This is a genomic window from Burkholderia sp. AU38729, from assembly GCF_020419725.1.
GTDB lineage: Bacteria > Pseudomonadota > Gammaproteobacteria > Burkholderiales > Burkholderiaceae > Burkholderia.
On sequence record NZ_JAIZQO010000009.1, the window covers coordinates 1 to 17,931 of the forward strand.

The following is a 17,931-nucleotide window of genomic DNA, read 5'->3' on the forward strand; positions in this document are numbered from 1 at the left end:
CGAACAGTCGGTGCACATCTACAACCATGAGCGACCGCATACGGCTCTGAAATACAAAACGCCCGATGCGGTGCATCGGGCGTTCTAGCGCCTGGATACTGTCAACCTATTCCAGGACTTGACACCGCGCACCCTGCCTGCGGACGAGTCATGATGCTTCGCTTGCAGCCCGGCAAAAGAAACAGGCCGCTCCAAAGAGCGGCCTTTCCCGTGCCGGATTCACGCGCACCGCCAGCGCGGCAGGCTACGCAGGATGGAACACGTCGTGATAGCGAACGTCACCCGACGGCCGCGGCGCCGAATCGTCGAGCGACAGCGCGAGGAAATACTCGGGCGGCACGCCCGGGGACACGATGTCGCCGGATGGCGCAAAGCCGAACCGCGTGTAGTACGCGGGTTCGCCGAGCAGCACGCAACCGCGCGCGCCAAGCCGGCGCAACGCGTCGAGCCCCGTACGCACCAGCCCCGCACCGATACTCTGCCGCTGGCAATCGGGCAGCACCGCGAGCGGCGCCAGCCCGTACCAGCCCTGGCTGCCGGACGGTGCGCCGCCGATCGACACCGGCGAGAACGCAACGTGCCCGATCAGGCGGCCGTCGCGCTCCGCGACGAGCGAGACGCTCAACGCACCGTCCGCCCGCAACGTATCGACGATCCGCCGCTCGAACTGCCCGCCTTCCGGCTCGCCCGCGAACGCGACGACGATCACGCGGCCGATCGCGTCGGCCTCGCTGGCACGCTCATCGCGCAGCGTGACGACCTCGACCGGCGCGTTCGGGTCGAACATCATCCCGATCAGCCGATCCAGCGGCGCGCGTTGCGGAACACGCGCATCCACGGGCTCGCTTCACCCCAGCTTTCCGGGTGCCAGCTCATCGCGACCGTGCGATGCACGCGCTCCATGTGCGGCATCAGCACCGAGAAGCGCCCGTCGGCCGTCGTGACCGACGTGATGCCGGCCGGCGAGCCGTTCGGGTTGAACGGATAACGCTCGGTGGCTTCGCCGCGGTGGTCGACGTAACGCATCGCGACCGCGACGCGATCGATGTCGCCCTGCTGCGAGAAGTCCGCATAGCCTTCGCCGTGCGCGACCGCGACCGGAATCCGCGAACCTTCCATCCCCGCGAAGAAGATCGACGGCGACTTCTCCACTTCGACGAACGAGAAACGCGCCTCGAACTGCTCGGACTTGTTGCGCGTGAACTTCGGCCACGCCTCCGCGCCCGGGATCATCGACGCGAGGCTCGACAGCATCTGGCAACCGTTGCAGATGCCGAGCGCGAACGTGTCGGGACGTGCGAAGAAGGCCGAGAACATGTCGGCGAGGTTCGCGTTGAAGCGGATCGTCTTCGCCCAGCCTTCGCCCGCGCCCAGCACGTCGCCGTACGAGAAGCCGCCGCATGCGACCGCACCCGCGAAATCGGCGAGCGTGGCACGGCCGGCGAGCAGGTCGCTCATGTGCACGTCGTGTGCATCGAAGCCCGCGCGGTCGAACGCGTAGGCCGTTTCCAGATGCGAGTTCACGCCCTGCTCGCGCAGGATCGCGACGCGCGGCCGTGCGCCTGTCGCGATGAACGGCGCGGCGATGTCGTCGGCCGGATCGAAGCTCAGCACCGGCGAGATGCCCGGATCGGCCGCGTCGAGCAGTGCGTCGTATTCGGCATCCGCACACGCGGGGTTGTCGCGCAGGCGCGCGATGCGCCAGCTCACTTCGCTCCATGCGCGATGGAGTTCGGTGCGCGGTGCGTCGAAGATCTTCTTCGCGTCGCGGTATACCTCGATCACGTCGCGATCGTTGACCGAGCCGATCACGTGCGAGCACGCCGACAGGCCGAACTCGCGCAGCGCGCCGAGCACCGCGTCGCGATCGGTTGCACGCACCTGCACGACGGCGCCGAGTTCCTCGGAGAACAGCGCGCGCAGCGTGCGATCCTCGCGGCGGCCGCTCGTCTGCTTCGCCCAGTCCTTCGCGTCGCCGTAGTCGGATTCGTGATTCGGGTCGAGCGTCAGCATGTCGACGTTCAGCGACACGCCCGCGTGGCCCGCGAACGCCATTTCGCACACCGTCGCCCACAGGCCGCCGTCCGAGCGGTCGTGGTAGGCCAGCAGCTTGTCTTGCGCATTGAGCGACTGGATCGCGTTGAAGAAGCGCTTCAGGTCTTCCGCGTCGTCGACGTCCGGCGTCGTGTCGCCGACCTGCTGCGTGACCTGCGCGAAGATGCTGCCGCCCATCCGGTTCTTGCCGCGGCCGAGATCGATCGCGATCAGCACGCTGTCGCCCGCGTCGGCGATGCGGCGCAGTTGCGGCGTCAGGTGACGGCGCACGTCCTCGACCGGCGCGAACGCGGAGATGATCAGCGACACCGGCGACACCACTTCCTTCGCGACGCCCTGCTCGTCCCACTTCGTCTTCATCGACAGCGAATCCTTGCCGACCGGGATGCCGATCCCGAGCGCCGGGCACAGCTCCATGCCGATCGCCTTGACCGTATCGAACAGCGCGGCGTCCTCGCCGGCCGTACCGCATGCCGCCATCCAGTTCGCCGACAGCTTCAGCTTGTCGAGCGCCGCGATCGGCGCGCTCGCGATGTTCGTGATCGCCTCGCCGACCGCCATGCGGCCCGATGCCGGCGCATTGATCACGGCGAGCGGCGTGCGCTCGGCCATCGTCATCGCCTCGCCCTTGAAGCCCGCGTAGTCGAGCGCGGTGACCGCGCAGTCGGCCACCGGCACCTGCCACGGGCCGACCATCTGGTCGCGCACCGACGTGCCGCCGACCGAGCGGTCGCCGATCGTGATCAGGAACGACTTGCTGCCGACCGTCGGGTGCTTCAGCACGTCGACCGCGACCGCCGACAACGCGATGCCCGTCACGTCGACCGGCGCACGCTCGGTCGCCACGCGCGTGACGTCGCGATGCATGCGCGGCGGCTTGCCGAGCAGAACTTCCATCGGCATGTCGACCGGGTATTCGTCGGCACCCGTCGCTTCGTCGTCGACGAGCTTCAGCTGGCGCTCGTCGGTCGCGACACCGACCACCGCGAACGGGCAGCGCTCGCGGGCGCAGATCGCCTCGAAGCGCGGCAGGTCGGCCGGCGCGATCGCCAGCACGTAGCGCTCCTGCGCTTCGTTCGACCAGATTTCGCGCGGCGACAGGCCCGATTCCTCGAGCGCGACCTTGCGCAGCTCGAAGCGCGCGCCCTTGCCCGCACCGTCGACGATCTCGGGGAACGCATTCGACAGGCCGCCCGCGCCGACGTCGTGGATGCTCAGGATCGGGTTTTCCGCGCCGAGCTGCCAGCAGCCGTTGATCACTTCCTGGGCGCGACGCTCGATTTCCGGGTTGCCGCGCTGCACCGAGTCGAAGTCCAGTTCGGCCGTGTTCGCGCCGGTCGCCATCGAGCTCGCGGCGCCGCCGCCCATGCCGATCCGCATGCCCGGGCCGCCGATCTGGATCAGCAGCGAGCCGGCCGGCACGTCGTGTTTGTGCGTATGTTGGTCGGCGATGTTGCCGAGACCGCCCGCGATCATGATCGGCTTGTGATAGCCGTGCACCTTCCCGCCGACGTTCTGCTCGTACACGCGGAAATAGCCGCCGAGGTTCGGACGGCCGAATTCGTTGTTGAACGCGGCGCCGCCGAGCGGGCCGTCGATCATGATCTGCAGCGGCGACGCGATGCGGTCGGGGCGGCCGTACGGGCCGTGCGCCTCGTTCGGGTTGCGCTCGCCGACCGGCTGGGCCGCGTCGCGCGCGTTTTCCCACGACTGGCGTGCGTCGGGCAGATCGAGGTTCGACACGGTGAAGCCCGTGAGGCCGGCCTTCGGGCGCGCACCGCGGCCCGTCGCGCCTTCGTCGCGGATCTCGCCGCCCGCGCCGGTCGCCGCACCCGGGAACGGCGAGATCGCCGTCGGGTGGTTGTGCGTCTCGACCTTCATCAGCGTGTGCGTGAGCTCGGTGTGGCGGCCATAGCGTTCACCCGGCTCGCCGGCCGCGCCTGCGTTGCGCGGGAACCAGCGTTCGGCTTCGGCGCCGACCATGATCGACGAGTTGTCCGAATACGCGACGATCGTGCCCTGCGGGTTCAGCTTCTCGGTGTTGCGGATCATCGCGAACAGCGACATGTCCTGCGCCTCGCCGTCGATCGTCCACTGCGCGTTGAAGATCTTGTGGCGGCAGTGCTCGCTGTTCGCCTGCGCGAACATCATCAGTTCCACGTCGGTCGGGTTGCGTTCGAGCTTGCGGAACGCGTCGACCAGGTAGTCGATCTCGTCGTCGGCGAGCGCGAGGCCCAGCTCGACGTTCGCGCGTTCGAGCGCGCCGCGGCCGACGCCCAGCACGTCGACGCGCGCGAGCGGCTTGGCCGGCAGTTCGTCGAACAGGTGCTTCGCGTCGTCGCGTGCGGCGACCACGCTTTCGGTCATCCGGTCATGCAGCGCAGCTGCCACGGCTGCGCGCGCGTCATCCGACAGCGCCTTCTTGCCGCCGAGCAGGCCCGACTTCAGCGTGACCGTGAATTCGACGCCGCGCTCGATGCGGCGCACCTGCGTGAGGCCGCAGTGCTGCGCGATGTCGGTCGCCTTGCTCGCCCACGGCGAGACCGTGCCGAAGCGCGGCAGCACGACGAAGGTCTCGGCCGTGCCCTTCTCGGCCGCCGGCTCGAACGGCGCGCCGTAGTGCATCAGCGCGTCGATGCGCGCGCTGTCGTCGGCCGACAGCGGCTCGGCCGCATTGACGAAGTGCAGGAACTGCCCGCGCACCGCGACGATGTTGGCGTCGATTTGCTTGAGCGTGTCGAGCAGACGGGTTTGACGGAAATCGGAGAGGGCCGAAGCGCCGGGAAAACACGAGAAGTGAGCCATGGGCTGGACTGACGTCGATGAGTCGCGCGAGGTGGCGACGTGGGGCGAAAGGAAGGCCGTAATTATACCCGGAAGTCGGTCGCCCCAGACCGGCCAATCGGTAGCGTGCATGCACCGCAACGGTGCCACGGTGCGCGCCGCGCACAGCCCGCCCGCCGGGCCGCCCCGCGCGGGCGCGGCAGCCGGCGGCCGTGGCGCGGCTGCACGGTCCGTGCTCGCCCGGCGCCGGCTCCCGCGATTTTGGCGCTATCATTCCGGGTTCACCGGGCCGGGGCCCTCAGCGAATTCTCACCGGGCGGCGCCTGCGCGCCGCCCGTCATCGAAGCAATCCATGGATGTCATCGTCATCGGCGGCGGAATCAGCGGCGTCGCCACCGCCTACCAGTTGCGCGCGGCCGGCCATCGCGTGTGCGTGGTCGAACGTCACGCCACCGTCGCGCAGGGTGCGACCTACGGCGACGGCGGCGCGCTGCTGCCGAGCCCGCTCGACGTCTGGTTCGGCCCGACCTTCATGCGCCAGCGCCAGCCGCGCGACAGCGGCATCGTCTACAAGCCGGGCTTCAACGGCGGCGTGCGCCGCTTCGTCAAGCAGCTCGGCACGCTGCGCGAACCCGGCGCGTTCGCCGCCCAGTACGCGCGGCTGCGCCCGCTGATCGATGCGTCGCGCGACACGCTCGCCGACATCGAGACGCGCCTCGAACTCGAATTCGAACAGAAGCCCGGCATCCTGCACGTGGTGCGCGATCCGCGCGACTGGGACGCGATGCAGCCCGCGCTCGACCTGCTGCGCACGCTCGACCAGCCGTACCGCCTGCTCTCCGCCGACGAATGCGCGACGCTCGAACCGTCGGTGCCGGCCGAACCCGGCTTCGCCGGCGGCGTGCTGCTCGAGACCGAACGCACCGGCAATTGCCCGCTGTTCGCGAAACTGGTCAAGCAGACGCTCGACGAGCACGGCGTGCAGTTCCGCTTCGGCGCGGAAGTCGCCGCGATCCGCGTCGACACCGGCCGTGCCGCGGTCGAGCTCGTCCCGCCCGGCGACCGGCGCGCGTCGAACGCACGCGAGGTCGACGTCATTTCCGCCGATGCGATCGTGGTCGCCGCCGGCGCCGGCAGCCTGCCGCTGCTCGACCGGCTCGGCTGGCGCCTGCCGCTGCATCCGGTGCGCGTCCATACGCTCACCGCGCCGGTCGCGTACGAAGAACACGCGCCGCACCTGAACGTCATCGATTCGATCAAGCGAATCTCGATCACGCGCACCCACCAGCGGCTGCGCGTCGGCGGCGGCGCCGTGCTGCAGAGCCTGCCCGATACCGCGAAGCCGCTCGCCGAGCCGCTGTCCGAGGCCGCGCTCGCGCTGCTCGGCCAGGCCGTCCACGACTGGGTGCCCGGCGCCGCGCGGATCTCGGCCGCGTTGTCGTGGCAAGGCACGCAGTTGCTGTCACCGGACGGCCTGCCGGTCGTCGGTCCGACCCCGCATCCGCGCGTGTTCGTCAATTTCGGACACGGCCCGGCCGGCTGGGGGCTCGCCTGCGGGTCTGCTAAAGTGGTGACCGACTATCTGGGCGGCGACGTGCAGCACTGGCCCGCCGACACGCTCGCCGCGCTGCGCGCCGGGCGCTTCACGACCTGACCGCCGCGGGCCCGCTCCCGGCGGCCACCTAGCCAGCCGCCACGACCCCGCGATGACCGTCAATACCCGCCCGCTCCCCGATTCCGATCCGATCGCGCTGCTGCGCGTCGCCGACCTGCGCACGGCCGAAACCGACGCCGCGGCGGCGCTGCCGCCGCATACGCTGATGGGTCGCGCCGGCGCCGCCGCCGCGCACTGGCTGTCCGAGCGCATGGCCGGCGACGACCGGCCCGTGTGGTTCGCGGTCGGCCCGGGCAACAACGGCGGTGACGCGCTGGTTGCCGCCGCTCACCTCCAGCAGCTCGGCGTCGCCACGCAAGCGTGGATGCCGGTGCCCGTCAAACCAGACGACGCGCAATGGGCGCTCGGCCTCGCGCGCGCGGCGGGCGTACCGCTATCCGCCACACCGCCTGCTTCGCTGGACAGCTTTGCATGGATCGTCGACGGGCTGTTCGGCATCGGTCTCGGCCGCGCGCTCGACGGCGCATTCGCCGAGCAGGCCCAGCGCATCGCCGCGCATGCGCGCAGCGGCGGCCAGGTGCTCGCCCTCGATGTACCGAGCGGGCTCGACAGCGATACGGGCCAGATCGTCGGCGCGGGCGTCGCCGTCGCCGCTACCCATACGCTCACCTTCATCGCCGCGAAACCGGGCCTCTACACGGGCGAAGGCCGCGATCTCGCCGGCGAGATCGACGTCGCCGCGCTCGACGTCGCGCCCCCCGCCGCGCCGGCCATCGTGCTGAACGCGCCCGCGCGGTTCGCCGCCGCCCTGCCCGCGCGCGCATTCGCGTCCCACAAGGGCACGTTCGGCAGTCTCGCGGTACTCGGCGGCGACACGGGCATGTGCGGCGCGCCGATCCTGGCCGCCCGCGCCGCGCTGTTCGCCGGTGCCGGCAAGGTGCACGTCGGCTTCCTCGGCGCCGGCGCGCCGCCGTACGACCCGCCGTTCCCCGAACTGATGCTGCATCCGGCCGACGGCCTCGATCTCGGCGCGATGACCGCCATCGCGGCCGGCTGCGGGCTGGGCACGCGCGAGGCGGCGGCGACGCTCGTGCGCGACGTGCTCGCACACGATGCCGCGACGCTGCTCGATGCCGATGCGCTGAACCTCGTCGCGACACATGCCGATCTCGCGACCGCCGTCGCCACGCGCGGTACGCGCGGCAATCCGTGCGTGCTGACGCCGCATCCGCTCGAAGCCGCCCGGTTGCTCGGCAGCGACACGGCGACGATCCAGCGCGACCGCGTGGCGGCCGCGCAGGCGCTCGCGGCGCGTCATGCGGCGATCGTCGTGCTGAAAGGCTCGGGCACGGTGATTGCGGCACCCGACGGCCGCGTGACGATCAATCCGACCGGCAATGCGGCGCTCGCCACGGGCGGCACCGGCGACGTACTCGGCGGACTGATCGGCGCGTTGCTCGCGCAGCGCGTCGCACCGTACGAGGCAGCGCTCGCGGGCGTCTACCTGCACGGCCTCGCGGCCGACACGCTGACCGCACACGGCACCGGCCCGGCCGGCCTCACGGCCGGCGAACTCGCGCCGATGGTGCGCACGCTGATCAATCGCGTTTTTTACGCGTCGCCGCGCGCCGACACATAACGCCGCTATACTGACTGCCCCGCCGCACGGCGGGCCCTCTCGTCCGCCGGCCTTCCGATCCCGATGAGCCGGCGCGGCATTCCTCCCGATTCACGCTTCACTCGAACCGCCATGACGCTGAATTCGCTCCCCGCCTGGACTGCCCTTCAATCCCACTTCGAGCAAATCCGCCATGCTCGCCTGCGCGACTGGTTCGCGCCGGAACACGACCACGCGCCGACGCGTGCCGAGCGCTTCACGCTCGCAGGCGGCGGCCTCGCCGCAGATTTCTCGAAGAACCGCATCAATGACGAGACGCTGCGCCTGCTCGTGCAACTCGCGCGCGACGCGGGCGTCGAATCACGCCGCGACGCGATGTTCGCGGGCGAGATCGTCAACCCGACCGAGGGCCGTGCCGCGCTGCACACCGCGCTGCGCGCGACCGATCCGCAAGCGCCGTTCCACGCACAGATCAGCGCCGAGCGCGCGAAGATGGCGACCTTCGCGCGCGCCGTGCGCAGCGGCACGTGGACGGGCTACACCGGCAAGCGCATCCGCCACGTGATCAACATCGGCATCGGCGGCTCCGATCTCGGGCCGAAGATGGTCGTGCATGCACTGCATCACGTCGCGACGCCTGACATCACCACGCACTTCGTGTCGAACGTCGACGGCGCCGATCTCGCGCGCGTGCTCGAGCAGGTCGATCCGGAGGAAACGCTCGCGATCATCGTGTCGAAGACTTTCACGACGCTCGAGACGATGACGAATGCTCGCTCGCTGCGCGACTGGTTCGTCGCGCGCGGCTGCCCCGAGGACGCGCTCGCGAAGCACTTCGTCGGCGTGTCGGCGAACCCGGCCGAAGTCGTGAAGTTCGGCATCGCCGCGGACAACGTGTTCGAAATGTGGGACTGGGTCGGCGGCCGCTATTCGTTGTGGTCGGCAGTCGGCCTGTCGATCATGATCGCGATCGGCCCCGAGCAGTTCGACGAGCTGCTGGCGGGCGCGAACGACATGGACCGACATTTCCGCGAAGCGCCGCTCGAGCGCAACCTGCCCGTGCTGCTCGGCCTGATCGGCATCTGGTACCGGAATTTCTTCGGTTCGCAGAGCTATCTCGTCGCACCGTATTCGGAAGCGCTGCACTACCTGCCGTCGTACCTGCAGCAGCTCGAAATGGAGAGCAACGGCAAATCCGCGCGCCTGGACGGCACCTTCGTCGACTACCCGACCTCCGCCGTCACGTGGGGCGAGCCGGGCACCAACGGCCAGCACGCGTTCTTCCAGATGCTGCACCAGGGGCCGACGATCGTGCCGATCGACTTCATCGCGGTGCTGACGCCCGAGCATCCGCTCGCGAGCCATCATCCGAAGCTGCTGGCGAACTGCTTTGCGCAGAGCGAGGCGCTGATGCTCGGCCGCACGCTCGACGAAGCGCGCAAGGTGGCGGGCCCGGGCAAGGAGGCGCTCGCGCCGCACCTGACGTTCCCGGGCAACCGCCCGACGACGACACTGCTCGTCGATGCGCTGACGCCGCGCACGCTCGGCGCGCTGATCGCGCTGTATGAACACAAGGTGCTCGTGCAGGCAACGGTGTGGGACATCAATCCGTTCGACCAGTGGGGCGTCGAGCTCGGCAAGATTCTCGGCAAGGTGGTGGAAGCCGACCTGACGTCCGAGTCGGTCGATCCGGCCAAGCACGACTCGTCGACCACCGCGCTGATCGAGCGCGCCCGCGCGGCGCTGAAGCGCTGACGCTCTCAGGTATCGGCGTCATGCCGATGCCGGCCGCGCAGCCCTGCTTGCGCGGCCGGCCGCTCAATTCAGGTGCCGCGCTGCTCCGCGTGCGGCTCGACGATGCGTCCGGCGTCGATCGTCACGGTCGTCGCACAGCGGCGTGCAAGTTCGACATCGTGCGTGACGAGCACGAGCGTGGCGCCGTGCGTGCGGTTCAGCTCGAACATCAGGTCGATGACCGCATGGCCGGTGGCCGCATCGAGGCTGCCGGTCGGCTCGTCGGCAAACAGGATCGCCGGGCGCGTGACGAATGCGCGTGCAAGCGCGACACGCTGCTGCTCGCCCCCGGACAATAGCTTCGGATAATGCGCGGTACGCTCGCCGAGACCGACCTGCACGAGCAGCGCCCGGGCACGATCGGCTGCTTCACGTGCGCTGATGCCTCCCTGCAGCTCGAGCGGCAGCATGACGTTCTCGAGCGCCGTCAGGTGCGGCATCAACTGGAACGACTGGAACACGAAGCCGACTGCGCCGTTGCGCAGCGCCGCGCGCGCATCCTCGTCGAGCTGGTCGAGCGCACGACCGAGCAGGCGAACCGTGCCGCTCGTCGCGCTGTCCAACCCGGCAAGCAGGCCGAGCAGCGTCGATTTACCCGAGCCCGACGCGCCGACGATCGCGAGGCTGCTGCCCGGCTGCACGGCGAACGTGATGCCGTCGAGGATCGTCAGCTCGCCCGTTGCATCGGCGACCCGCTTGCATACGTCATGGACTTCGATGATCGGATCGGGAATCTTGAACATGGACACGACATTTCGCTGGAAAAGACGCGCGGCAGTCGCCGCGCTGCTGGGCACCCTGCTCGCTGCCACCGTGCCGGCGCGCGCCGCAACGACGCCGGCGGCGACATCAGGCCAGCCCGTGATCGTCGTGCTCGGCGACAGCCTGTCGGCCGAATACGGGCTGCCGCGCGACACCGGCTGGGTGGCATTGCTGCGGCAACGGCTCACGACCGAGCGAATCGATTATAGCGTCGCGAACGCCAGCGTCAGCGGCGACACCACGAGCGGCGGCCGCGCGCGGCTGCCCGCGGTGCTGCAACGGCTCAAGCCGTCGATCGTCGTCGTCGAGCTCGGGTCCAACGATGCGCTGCGCGGCGTGCCGCTCGCCACGACCGAGCAGAACCTGCGCGACATCATCGCAGGCGCACGACAGGCGCGGGCGAAGGTCGTGCTGGTCGGCATGTATGTGCCACCCAATTACGGCCCCGACTACACGCAGAAGTTCCACGCCGTCTATACGCGGCTGTCGAAGGATCTCGGCGTGCCGCTCGTGCCGTTCCTGCTGGCCGGCATCGAGAACAAGCCGGAGTTGTTCCAGGCCGACCAGATGCACCCTGCACAACAGGCGCAAGGCATTCTGCTCGACAACGTCTGGCCTGCGCTGAAGCCGCTGCTCGGCAAGCCGCGCGGCTGACGCTGCCGCCCCGCCGGAAAACAAAAAGCCCCGCATGAAGCGGGGCTTTTTGTTGCGTGCGAAACGACGCTCAGTTGTCGCCGTCCTGCGACTGGCTGGCCGTCGAGCCGTACAGCTTCACCTTCGAGCGGTCACGCAGTGCGGCGAGATACGCTTCGCCTTCGCTCTGCGCGTCGACCTGCGCCATCTGCTGCTGTGCGGCGGCCAGTTGCTGCGGATCGACCGCCGAACCCGGGATCACCGCGTTCACGCGGTAGATCGCATAGCCGTCCGCGCCGAGATCGACACCGACGTACGCCGGCAGCGTCTTCGCATCGACCTTGTACACGGCGCTCAGTGCCGCCGGCGTCAGGCCCTGCGACTGCGTGCGCGACACCTTCTGCGCGGCCGCGAACCCGTCGACCGACTTCGACTTCTGCAGTTCGGCGAGCTTCGCCGCGCCGTCCTTCTTCGCGAGTTCCGCAGCCTGTTCGGCCACGACCTTCTGGCGCAAGACGTCCTTGATCGCGTCGAGCGCGGGCACGGCGGCCGGCTTGTAGTCGGTCACGCGCGCCGAGATCAGCGTGTTGTTGCCGACGTCGATCGCCTGCGTATTGTTCTGGCTCTTCACCGAGTCGTTGGCGAACACGGCGGCCAGGAACTTCGGATTGTTCAACGGGCTCGTCGGCGGCAGCTGCGGATTCGGCGTCGACGTGACGGTGGCCGTCTGGATCGTCAGCTTGTACTTGTCCGCGGCCGGCTGCAGCGTCTTCGCCTTTTCGTAGACGGTGGACGTGAAGCCTTCCGCGTTGTCCGTGAACGCCTTCGATGCGTACTGCTGCTTGAGATCGACTGCGATCTGGTCCTTCACGTCGGCGAACGGCTTGACGGCGGCCGGCTTCACTTCCGTCGCCTTCAGGATGTGGAAGCCGAGATCCGACTGCACGACACCGCTCACGTCGCCCTGCTTGAGTGCGAACGCGGCATCGTCGAACGCCTTGCCGCCCGCCGTCGAGCCACGCGTGATAAAGCCGAGGTCGCCGCCCTTCGCGGCAGACGGTGCGTCCTGCGAGCTCTTCTGCGCGATCTGCGCGAACTGGTCCGGATGCGCCTTCACGTCGGCCAGCAGCTGCTCGGCCTTCGTCTTCGCCGCAGCCTTGTCGGCCGCGCTTGCGTTGCCCGGCGCGGCGATGAAGATGTGGCTCACGCGCACCTGTGCTTCGGTGCGGAAGTGCGTCGGATTGTCGTCATAGAACTTCTTGATGTCCGCCTCGGTCGGCTGCGCGCCCGCGGCTGCTGCGGCGGGCGAATAGACGAGGTACTGGATCGTCGCGGTCTCCGGCGTCGCGAAGCTCTGCTTGTGCGCGTCATAGTACGCGGCGAGCTGCGCATCGGTCGGCTGGACCTTCGCGGCGAAGTCGCTGGTCTTCAGCACGAGCGCCTGCACTTCGCGCTGCTGCGCGGCGAGTTCGGACAGGCGTTGCGCAAGGCTCTTCGGTGTGAATGCAGTCGACACGATGCTGGCCGGGATCTGTTGCAGCGAGAGGCTGTAGCGCACGCGCTCCTGATACTGCTCGGGCGTCATCCCCTGGAACGACAGCAGTTGCGCATAGCGCTCGACATCGATCGAACCGTCGGGCTTCTTCAGCGACGCAATCATCGGGTCGCTCATCAGCGCGTCGCGCACGGCGTTGTCGGAGGCGGTCAGGTGCAGACGTTGGGTCTCGTCGGCCAGCACGCGTTGCTGGATCAGGCCGTCGAGCACCTGCTTGCGGTGCTCGGGCGTATCGAACATCTTGATGTCGAACTGCCCGCCGAGCGCCTGACGCGCCTGGTCGATCTGCTGACGGAACGCGCCGTCGAATTCGACCCGCGTGATCTTGTGCCCGTTGACTGCCGCGACGTTCGCGCTGTCGTCGAAGAAGCCGCGGAAGCCTTGGATCCCGACGAAACCCAGCCCCGGCAACACGATCAGGAGCAGGAGCGCCATCATCAGGCGCTGGTGATTACGGAAGAAATCGAGCATGCGTGACGGGAAAATTGGACAAAACGTCCGATATTACAACATACGGGGTGGGACGGGAGAAAAGCAGGCGTCGCTTGGGCGACTATGGCGCGGCAAACGGGCGCACAAAACAAAAATGCCCGCACTCGGCGGGCATTTTCGTTCGTTTGGCGGAGCGGACGGGACTCGCCTACATCCTGCAGGCGGCGGCTGCGCTTGCAAGCGCAGCCCTTCCGGCCCCGCCGGAAGCCGCGCAGGCAGCTTCCTCCACTCCGCAGTCACGCGCCCGGCAAGCGGGCGCAACGGACGATGCAAATGAAAAAGCCCGCACAAGGCGGGCTTCTTCATCTTCTGGCGGAGCGGACGGGACTCGAACCCGCGACCCCCGGCGTGACAGGCCGGTATTCTAACCGACTGAACTACCGCTCCTTGGTCTGGCTGAATCAGGAAACTGGTGGGTGCTGAGGGGTTCGAACCCCCGACCTACGCCTTGTAAGGGCGCCGCTCTACCAGCTGAGCTAAGCACCCGTTTCCGATTCGTTCTGGCTGCGATCTGCGTTTCGGCATCAACAACCAGCGAGCCCGCAAGTTTAATTCATCCCCGATCATTTTGCAAAGCCCTGACGCGAATTTTTTAAACGTTCGCGCACACGATTCGGCTGCGCATAAAAAAACCCGCGGCCATGCCGCGGGTTTCGTGAACAACCGTCAGGAACGACGATGTCCCGATGCTTAGTGCTTGACGAATTCCGTCGAGCCGGCATCCTTCGCCGCATCGGCGACCGGTGCCGCCGCCTTCGCCTCTTCTTCCGGCGGCAGCGGGGTCGGCGAACGCTCGAGCGCGAGTTCCAGCACCTTGTCGATCCAGCGGACCGGCACGATCTCGATCGCGTTCTTCACGTTGTCCGGAATCTCGGCGAGATCCTTCACGTTCTCTTCCGGGATCAGCACGAGCTTGATGCCACCGCGATGCGCGGCGAGCAGCTTCTCCTTCAGACCACCGATCGGCAGGACCTCACCACGCAGCGTGATTTCACCCGTCATCGCGACATCGGCACGCACGGGGATACCCGTCAGCACCGACACCAGCGCGGTCGTCATCGCACCGCCCGCGGACGGACCGTCCTTCGGCGTCGCGCCTTCCGGTACGTGGATGTGGATGTCCTGCTTCTCGAACGCTTCGTCCTTGATGCCGAGACGACGCGAGCGCGAGCGCACGACCGAACGTGCCGCCTCGACCGACTCCTTCATCACGTCGCCGAGCGAACCCGTACGGATCACGTTGCCCTTGCCCGGCATCACCGCGGCTTCGATCGTCAGCAGATCGCCACCGACTTCCGTCCACGCGAGGCCCGTCACCTGACCGACCTGGTTTTCCTTCGCCGCGAGGCCGAAGTCGTACTTGCGTACACCGAGGAACGTATCGAGGTTTTCGCCGTCGACCTTGATCGCGCCCGATGCCTTCTTCAGCAGCAGCATCTTCACGACCTTGCGGCAGATCTTCGACACTTCCCGCTCGAGCGAACGCACACCGGCTTCACGCGTGTAGTAGCGGATGATGTCGCGGATCGCCTGCTCGGTGACCTCGATCTCGCCTTCCTTCAGCCCGTTGTTCTTCTTCTGCTTCGGCAGCAGGTAACGCTGGGCGATGCTGACCTTCTCGTCTTCCGTGTAACCCGACAGGCGGATCACTTCCATCCGGTCGAGCAGCGGCGGCGGGATGTTCAGCGAGTTCGACGTCGCGACGAACATCACGTCCGACAGGTCGAAGTCGACTTCGATGTAGTGGTCGGCGAACGTGTGGTTCTGTTCCGGATCGAGCACTTCGAGCAGCGCCGACGACGGATCGCCGCGGAAATCCATGCCCATCTTGTCGACTTCGTCGAGCAGGAAGAGCGGATTGCGCACGCCGACCTTCGTGAGGCTCTGCAGGATCTTGCCCGGCATCGAACCGATGTACGTCCGGCGGTGGCCACGGATCTCGGCTTCATCACGCACGCCACCGAGCGCCATCCGGACGAACTTGCGGTTCGTCGCGCGGGCGATCGACTGGCCGAGCGAGGTCTTGCCGACGCCCGGAGGCCCGACGAGGCACAGGATCGGCGCCTTCACCTTGTCGACGCGCTGTTGGACCGCGAGATACTCGAGGATACGTTCCTTCACCTTCTCGAGGCCGAAGTGATCCTCGTCGAGCACCTGCTCGGCGTTCGACAGGTCGTTGTTGACCTTGCTCTTCTTGCGCCACGGCAGGCCGATCAGCGTGTCGATGTAATTGCGCACGACGGTGGCTTCCGCCGACATCGGCGACATCAGCTTCAGCTTCTTCAGCTCGGCGTCGGCCTTCTTCTTCGCTTCCTTCGGCATGCGCGCGGCATTGATGCGCTTCTCGAGTTCCTCGAGATCCGCACCCTCTTCGCCTTCGCCCAGTTCCTTCTGGATCGCCTTGACCTGTTCGTTCAGGTAGTACTCGCGCTGGCTCTTTTCCATCTGGCGCTTCACGCGCCCGCGGATGCGCTTTTCCACCTGCAGGATGTCGATCTCGGCTTCGAGCTGCGCGAGCAGATGCTCGAGGCGCTCGATGACCGGGAACATCTCGAGGATGTGCTGCTTCTGGTCGAGCTTCAGCGGCAGGCGCTCGGCGATCATGTCGGCGAGGCGGCCCGCTTCGTCGATGCCCGACAGCGACGTGAGGATCTCCGGCGGGATCTTCTTGTTCAGCTTCACGTACTGGTCGAACTGCGACACGATCGCGCGGCGCAGCGCTTCCGTTTCAGCGCTGTCGGCGTGATCGGGCTCGAGCGGCATCACTTCGCAGGAGAATTGCGTTTCCTGCTCTTCGATCGACAACGCCTTCGCGCGCTGCAGGCCCTCGACGAGCACCTTCACGGTGCCGTCCGGCAGCTTCAGCATCTGCAGGATGTTGGCGATACAACCGACCTCGTACATGTCCTTTTCGGTCGGTTCGTCCTTGGCCGCGGTTTTCTGGGCGACGAGCATGATGTGCTTGCCGCCTTCCATCGCTGCTTCGAGGGCCTTGATCGATTTCGGCCGGCCCACGAAGAGCGGAATCACCATGTGCGGGAAAACGACGACATCCCGCAGCGGCAGCAGCGGGAGCGTGATGCGTTCCGGCGGGAGAAGTTGGGTGCCTGACATTTCATTTCCCCATGAGTGGAATCAATTGTTCGGTAATTGAGGCCGCCACAACGAATTGCAAGCCTTCAAGTGCGGGAAATATTCGGTAAGAAAGTAACCACCGCGTGTCGAGTCAGAGTTACCCACAAGATAAACGAAAAAAAGCCGCCCACGGTCTCATGAACGGCCTTTTTCGCAGAACATCGTCGGCAAGCCGGTCAGTTCGAACCCGCCACCTTCGGCGTGTCCTCGTAGATCAGCAAAGGCTTGCCGTCGCCATCGATGACGTTCTCGTCGATGATGACCTTGCTGACCCCTTTCATCGTCGGCAGCTCGTACATCACGTCGAGCAATGCCTGTTCGATGATCGAACGCAAACCGCGCGCGCCGGTCTTGCGGCGGATCGCCTTGCGGGCGACTGCCTGCAGTGCGCCCGGCCGGATCTCCAGCTCGACGCGCTCCATCGCGAACAGCTTGTGATACTGCTTGACGAGCGCGTTCTTCGGCTCGACCAGGATCTTCATCAGCGCGGCTTCATCGAGCTTGCCGAGCGTCGCGACCACCGGCAGGCGGCCGATCAATTCGGGGATCAGACCGAATTTGATCAGGTCTTCCGGTTCCGTTTCGCGCAGCACTTCGCCCGCGTCGCGTTCCTGCTTGCTCTTGACCGTCGCGCCGAAGCCGATGCCGGTTTTCTCGGTACGGTCGGTGATCACCTTTTCGAGGCCGTCGAATGCACCGCCGCAAATGAACAGGATGTTGGTCGTGTCGACCTGGATGAAATCCTGGTTCGGGTGCTTGCGGCCCCCCTGCGGCGGCACCGACGCCATCGTGCCCTCGACGAGCTTCAGCAGCGCCTGCTGGACGCCCTCGCCCGACACGTCGCGCGTGATCGACGGGTTGTCCGACTTGCGGCTGATCTTGTCGATTTCGTCGATGTAGACGATCCCGCGCTGGGCCTTGTCGACCTCGTAGTTGCAGTTCTGCAACAGCTTCTGGATGATGTTCTCGACGTCCTCGCCGACGTAGCCGGCTTCGGTCAGCGTCGTCGCATCGGCGATCACGAACGGCACGTTGAGCAACCGCGCGAGCGTCTGCGCGAGCAGCGTCTTGCCGGAGCCCGTCGGGCCGATCAGCAGGATGTTGCTCTTCGACAGCTCGACGTCGTCCTTCTTGTCGAGATGCTTCAGGCGCTTGTAGTGGTTGTACACGGCCACCGCGAGGATTTTCTTCGCACGCTCCTGGCCGATCACGTACTGATCGAGGATGTCGCGAATTTCCTGCGGGCTCGGGAGATCCGACCGGGACAGGCTGGCCTCGACGCCGGCGGCAGCCGCCTCGTCGCGAATGATTTCGTTGCAGAGGTCGATGCATTCATCGCAGATGAACACCGACGGGCCCGCGATGAGTTTTTTCACCTCATGCTGGCTCTTTCCGCAAAACGAGCAATACAACAGCTTCTCGCTGTTCGAACCTTTTTTGTCCGCCATGAATGTAGAGCCTCCGGACAGGTAAATGACATGATACGCC

11 protein-coding genes and 2 tRNA genes are annotated in these 17,931 nt (G+C 67.1%); 5 read left to right on the forward strand and 8 right to left on the reverse strand.

Annotation, left to right across the window (positions count from 1 at the left end; all coding sequences use genetic code 11):
- On the forward strand, positions 1-88 hold an 88-nt coding region (locus tag LGM56_RS23085; protein ID WP_206150763.1), incomplete at its 5' end, for an integrase core domain-containing protein.
- 156 nt (positions 89-244) lie between these two features.
- Here LGM56_RS23085 and LGM56_RS23090 read toward each other — a convergent pair.
- Together LGM56_RS23090 and purL are read right to left on the reverse strand one after the other, a co-directional pair.
- The gene (locus LGM56_RS23090; RefSeq protein ID WP_226207057.1) at positions 245-790 is read right to left on the reverse strand and encodes a GNAT family N-acetyltransferase; all 546 of its coding nucleotides are present in this window, start codon (positions 788-790) and stop codon (positions 245-247) included.
- 5 nt (positions 791-795) lie between these two features.
- Entirely contained in the window at positions 796-4,860 is a 4,065-nt protein-coding gene (gene purL, locus LGM56_RS23095; RefSeq protein WP_226206863.1) for a phosphoribosylformylglycinamidine synthase, read from the reverse strand.
- 331 nt (positions 4,861-5,191) lie between these two features.
- Here purL and LGM56_RS23100 point away from each other — a divergent pair, with 331 nt between their 5' ends.
- From LGM56_RS23100 to pgi, 3 genes are all read left to right on the forward strand, one after another.
- The gene (locus LGM56_RS23100) at positions 5,192-6,493 is read left to right on the forward strand and encodes an FAD-dependent oxidoreductase (protein WP_226206864.1); all 1,302 of its coding nucleotides are present in this window, start codon (positions 5,192-5,194) and stop codon (positions 6,491-6,493) included.
- Positions 6,494-6,545: 52 nt separating this feature from the next.
- On the forward strand, positions 6,546-8,093 hold the full coding sequence (locus tag LGM56_RS23105; RefSeq protein WP_226206865.1) for an NAD(P)H-hydrate dehydratase: 1,548 nt from the start codon (positions 6,546-6,548) through the stop codon (positions 8,091-8,093).
- A 111-nt stretch (positions 8,094-8,204) separates the two neighbouring features.
- Positions 8,205-9,827 (forward strand): glucose-6-phosphate isomerase, encoded by a 1,623-nt coding sequence (pgi, locus tag LGM56_RS23110; protein WP_226206866.1) that lies wholly within the window; start codon positions 8,205-8,207, stop codon positions 9,825-9,827.
- A 68-nt stretch (positions 9,828-9,895) separates the two neighbouring features.
- On the opposite strand, the gene LGM56_RS23115 is transcribed toward pgi, so the two are convergent.
- Positions 9,896-10,609, reverse strand: coding sequence for an ABC transporter ATP-binding protein (locus tag LGM56_RS23115; RefSeq protein WP_226207058.1), 714 nt, complete (start codon positions 10,607-10,609; stop codon positions 9,896-9,898).
- Between LGM56_RS23115 and LGM56_RS23120 the strand changes: the two genes are divergently transcribed.
- Positions 10,608-11,282: an arylesterase gene (locus LGM56_RS23120; RefSeq protein WP_089425623.1), complete on the forward strand. Its 675-nt coding sequence runs from the start codon at positions 10,608-10,610 to the stop codon at positions 11,280-11,282. The two genes, LGM56_RS23115 and LGM56_RS23120, sit on opposite strands and share 2 nt — an antisense overlap.
- Before the next feature lie 70 nt (positions 11,283-11,352).
- On the opposite strand, the gene LGM56_RS23125 is transcribed toward LGM56_RS23120, so the two are convergent.
- The 5 genes from LGM56_RS23125 to clpX form a co-directional block, all read right to left on the reverse strand.
- Positions 11,353-13,287, reverse strand: coding sequence for a SurA N-terminal domain-containing protein (locus tag LGM56_RS23125; RefSeq protein ID WP_226206867.1), 1,935 nt, complete (start codon positions 13,285-13,287; stop codon positions 11,353-11,355).
- A 331-nt stretch (positions 13,288-13,618) separates the two neighbouring features.
- Positions 13,619-13,695 (reverse strand) — tRNA-Asp (locus LGM56_RS23130).
- A gap of 23 nt (positions 13,696-13,718) precedes the next feature.
- Positions 13,719-13,794, reverse strand: a tRNA-Val gene (locus LGM56_RS23135).
- A 204-nt stretch (positions 13,795-13,998) separates the two neighbouring features.
- Positions 13,999-16,422, reverse strand: coding sequence for an endopeptidase La (gene lon, locus LGM56_RS23140; RefSeq protein ID WP_011352361.1), 2,424 nt, complete (start codon positions 16,420-16,422; stop codon positions 13,999-14,001).
- A gap of 197 nt (positions 16,423-16,619) precedes the next feature.
- Positions 16,620-17,891: an ATP-dependent Clp protease ATP-binding subunit ClpX gene (clpX, locus tag LGM56_RS23145; RefSeq protein WP_006489345.1), complete on the reverse strand. Its 1,272-nt coding sequence runs from the start codon at positions 17,889-17,891 to the stop codon at positions 16,620-16,622.
- Between the last annotated feature and the right edge of the window lie 40 nt (positions 17,892-17,931).

Bases quoted from the DNA above. Each gene is read 5' to 3' on its own strand.
- LGM56_RS23120 (WP_089425623.1), top strand. From the start codon at position 10,608: ATGGACACGACATTTCGCTGGAAAAGACGCGCGGCAGTCGCCGCGCTG.
- pgi (WP_226206866.1), top strand. From the start codon at position 8,205: ATGACGCTGAATTCGCTCCCCGCCTGGACTGCCCTTCAATCCCACTTC.
- purL (WP_226206863.1), bottom strand. From the start codon at position 4,860: ATGGCTCACTTCTCGTGTTTTCCCGGCGCTTCGGCCCTCTCCGATTTC.
- LGM56_RS23125 (WP_226206867.1), bottom strand. From the start codon at position 13,287: ATGCTCGATTTCTTCCGTAATCACCAGCGCCTGATGATGGCGCTCCTG.
- LGM56_RS23090 (WP_226207057.1), bottom strand. From the start codon at position 790: ATGATGTTCGACCCGAACGCGCCGGTCGAGGTCGTCACGCTGCGCGAT.
- LGM56_RS23105 (WP_226206865.1), top strand. From the start codon at position 6,546: ATGACCGTCAATACCCGCCCGCTCCCCGATTCCGATCCGATCGCGCTG.
- LGM56_RS23115 (WP_226207058.1), bottom strand. From the start codon at position 10,609: ATGTTCAAGATTCCCGATCCGATCATCGAAGTCCATGACGTATGCAAG.
- lon (WP_011352361.1), bottom strand. From the start codon at position 16,422: ATGTCAGGCACCCAACTTCTCCCGCCGGAACGCATCACGCTCCCGCTG.
- LGM56_RS23100 (WP_226206864.1), top strand. From the start codon at position 5,192: ATGGATGTCATCGTCATCGGCGGCGGAATCAGCGGCGTCGCCACCGCC.
- clpX (WP_006489345.1), bottom strand. From the start codon at position 17,891: ATGGCGGACAAAAAAGGTTCGAACAGCGAGAAGCTGTTGTATTGCTCG.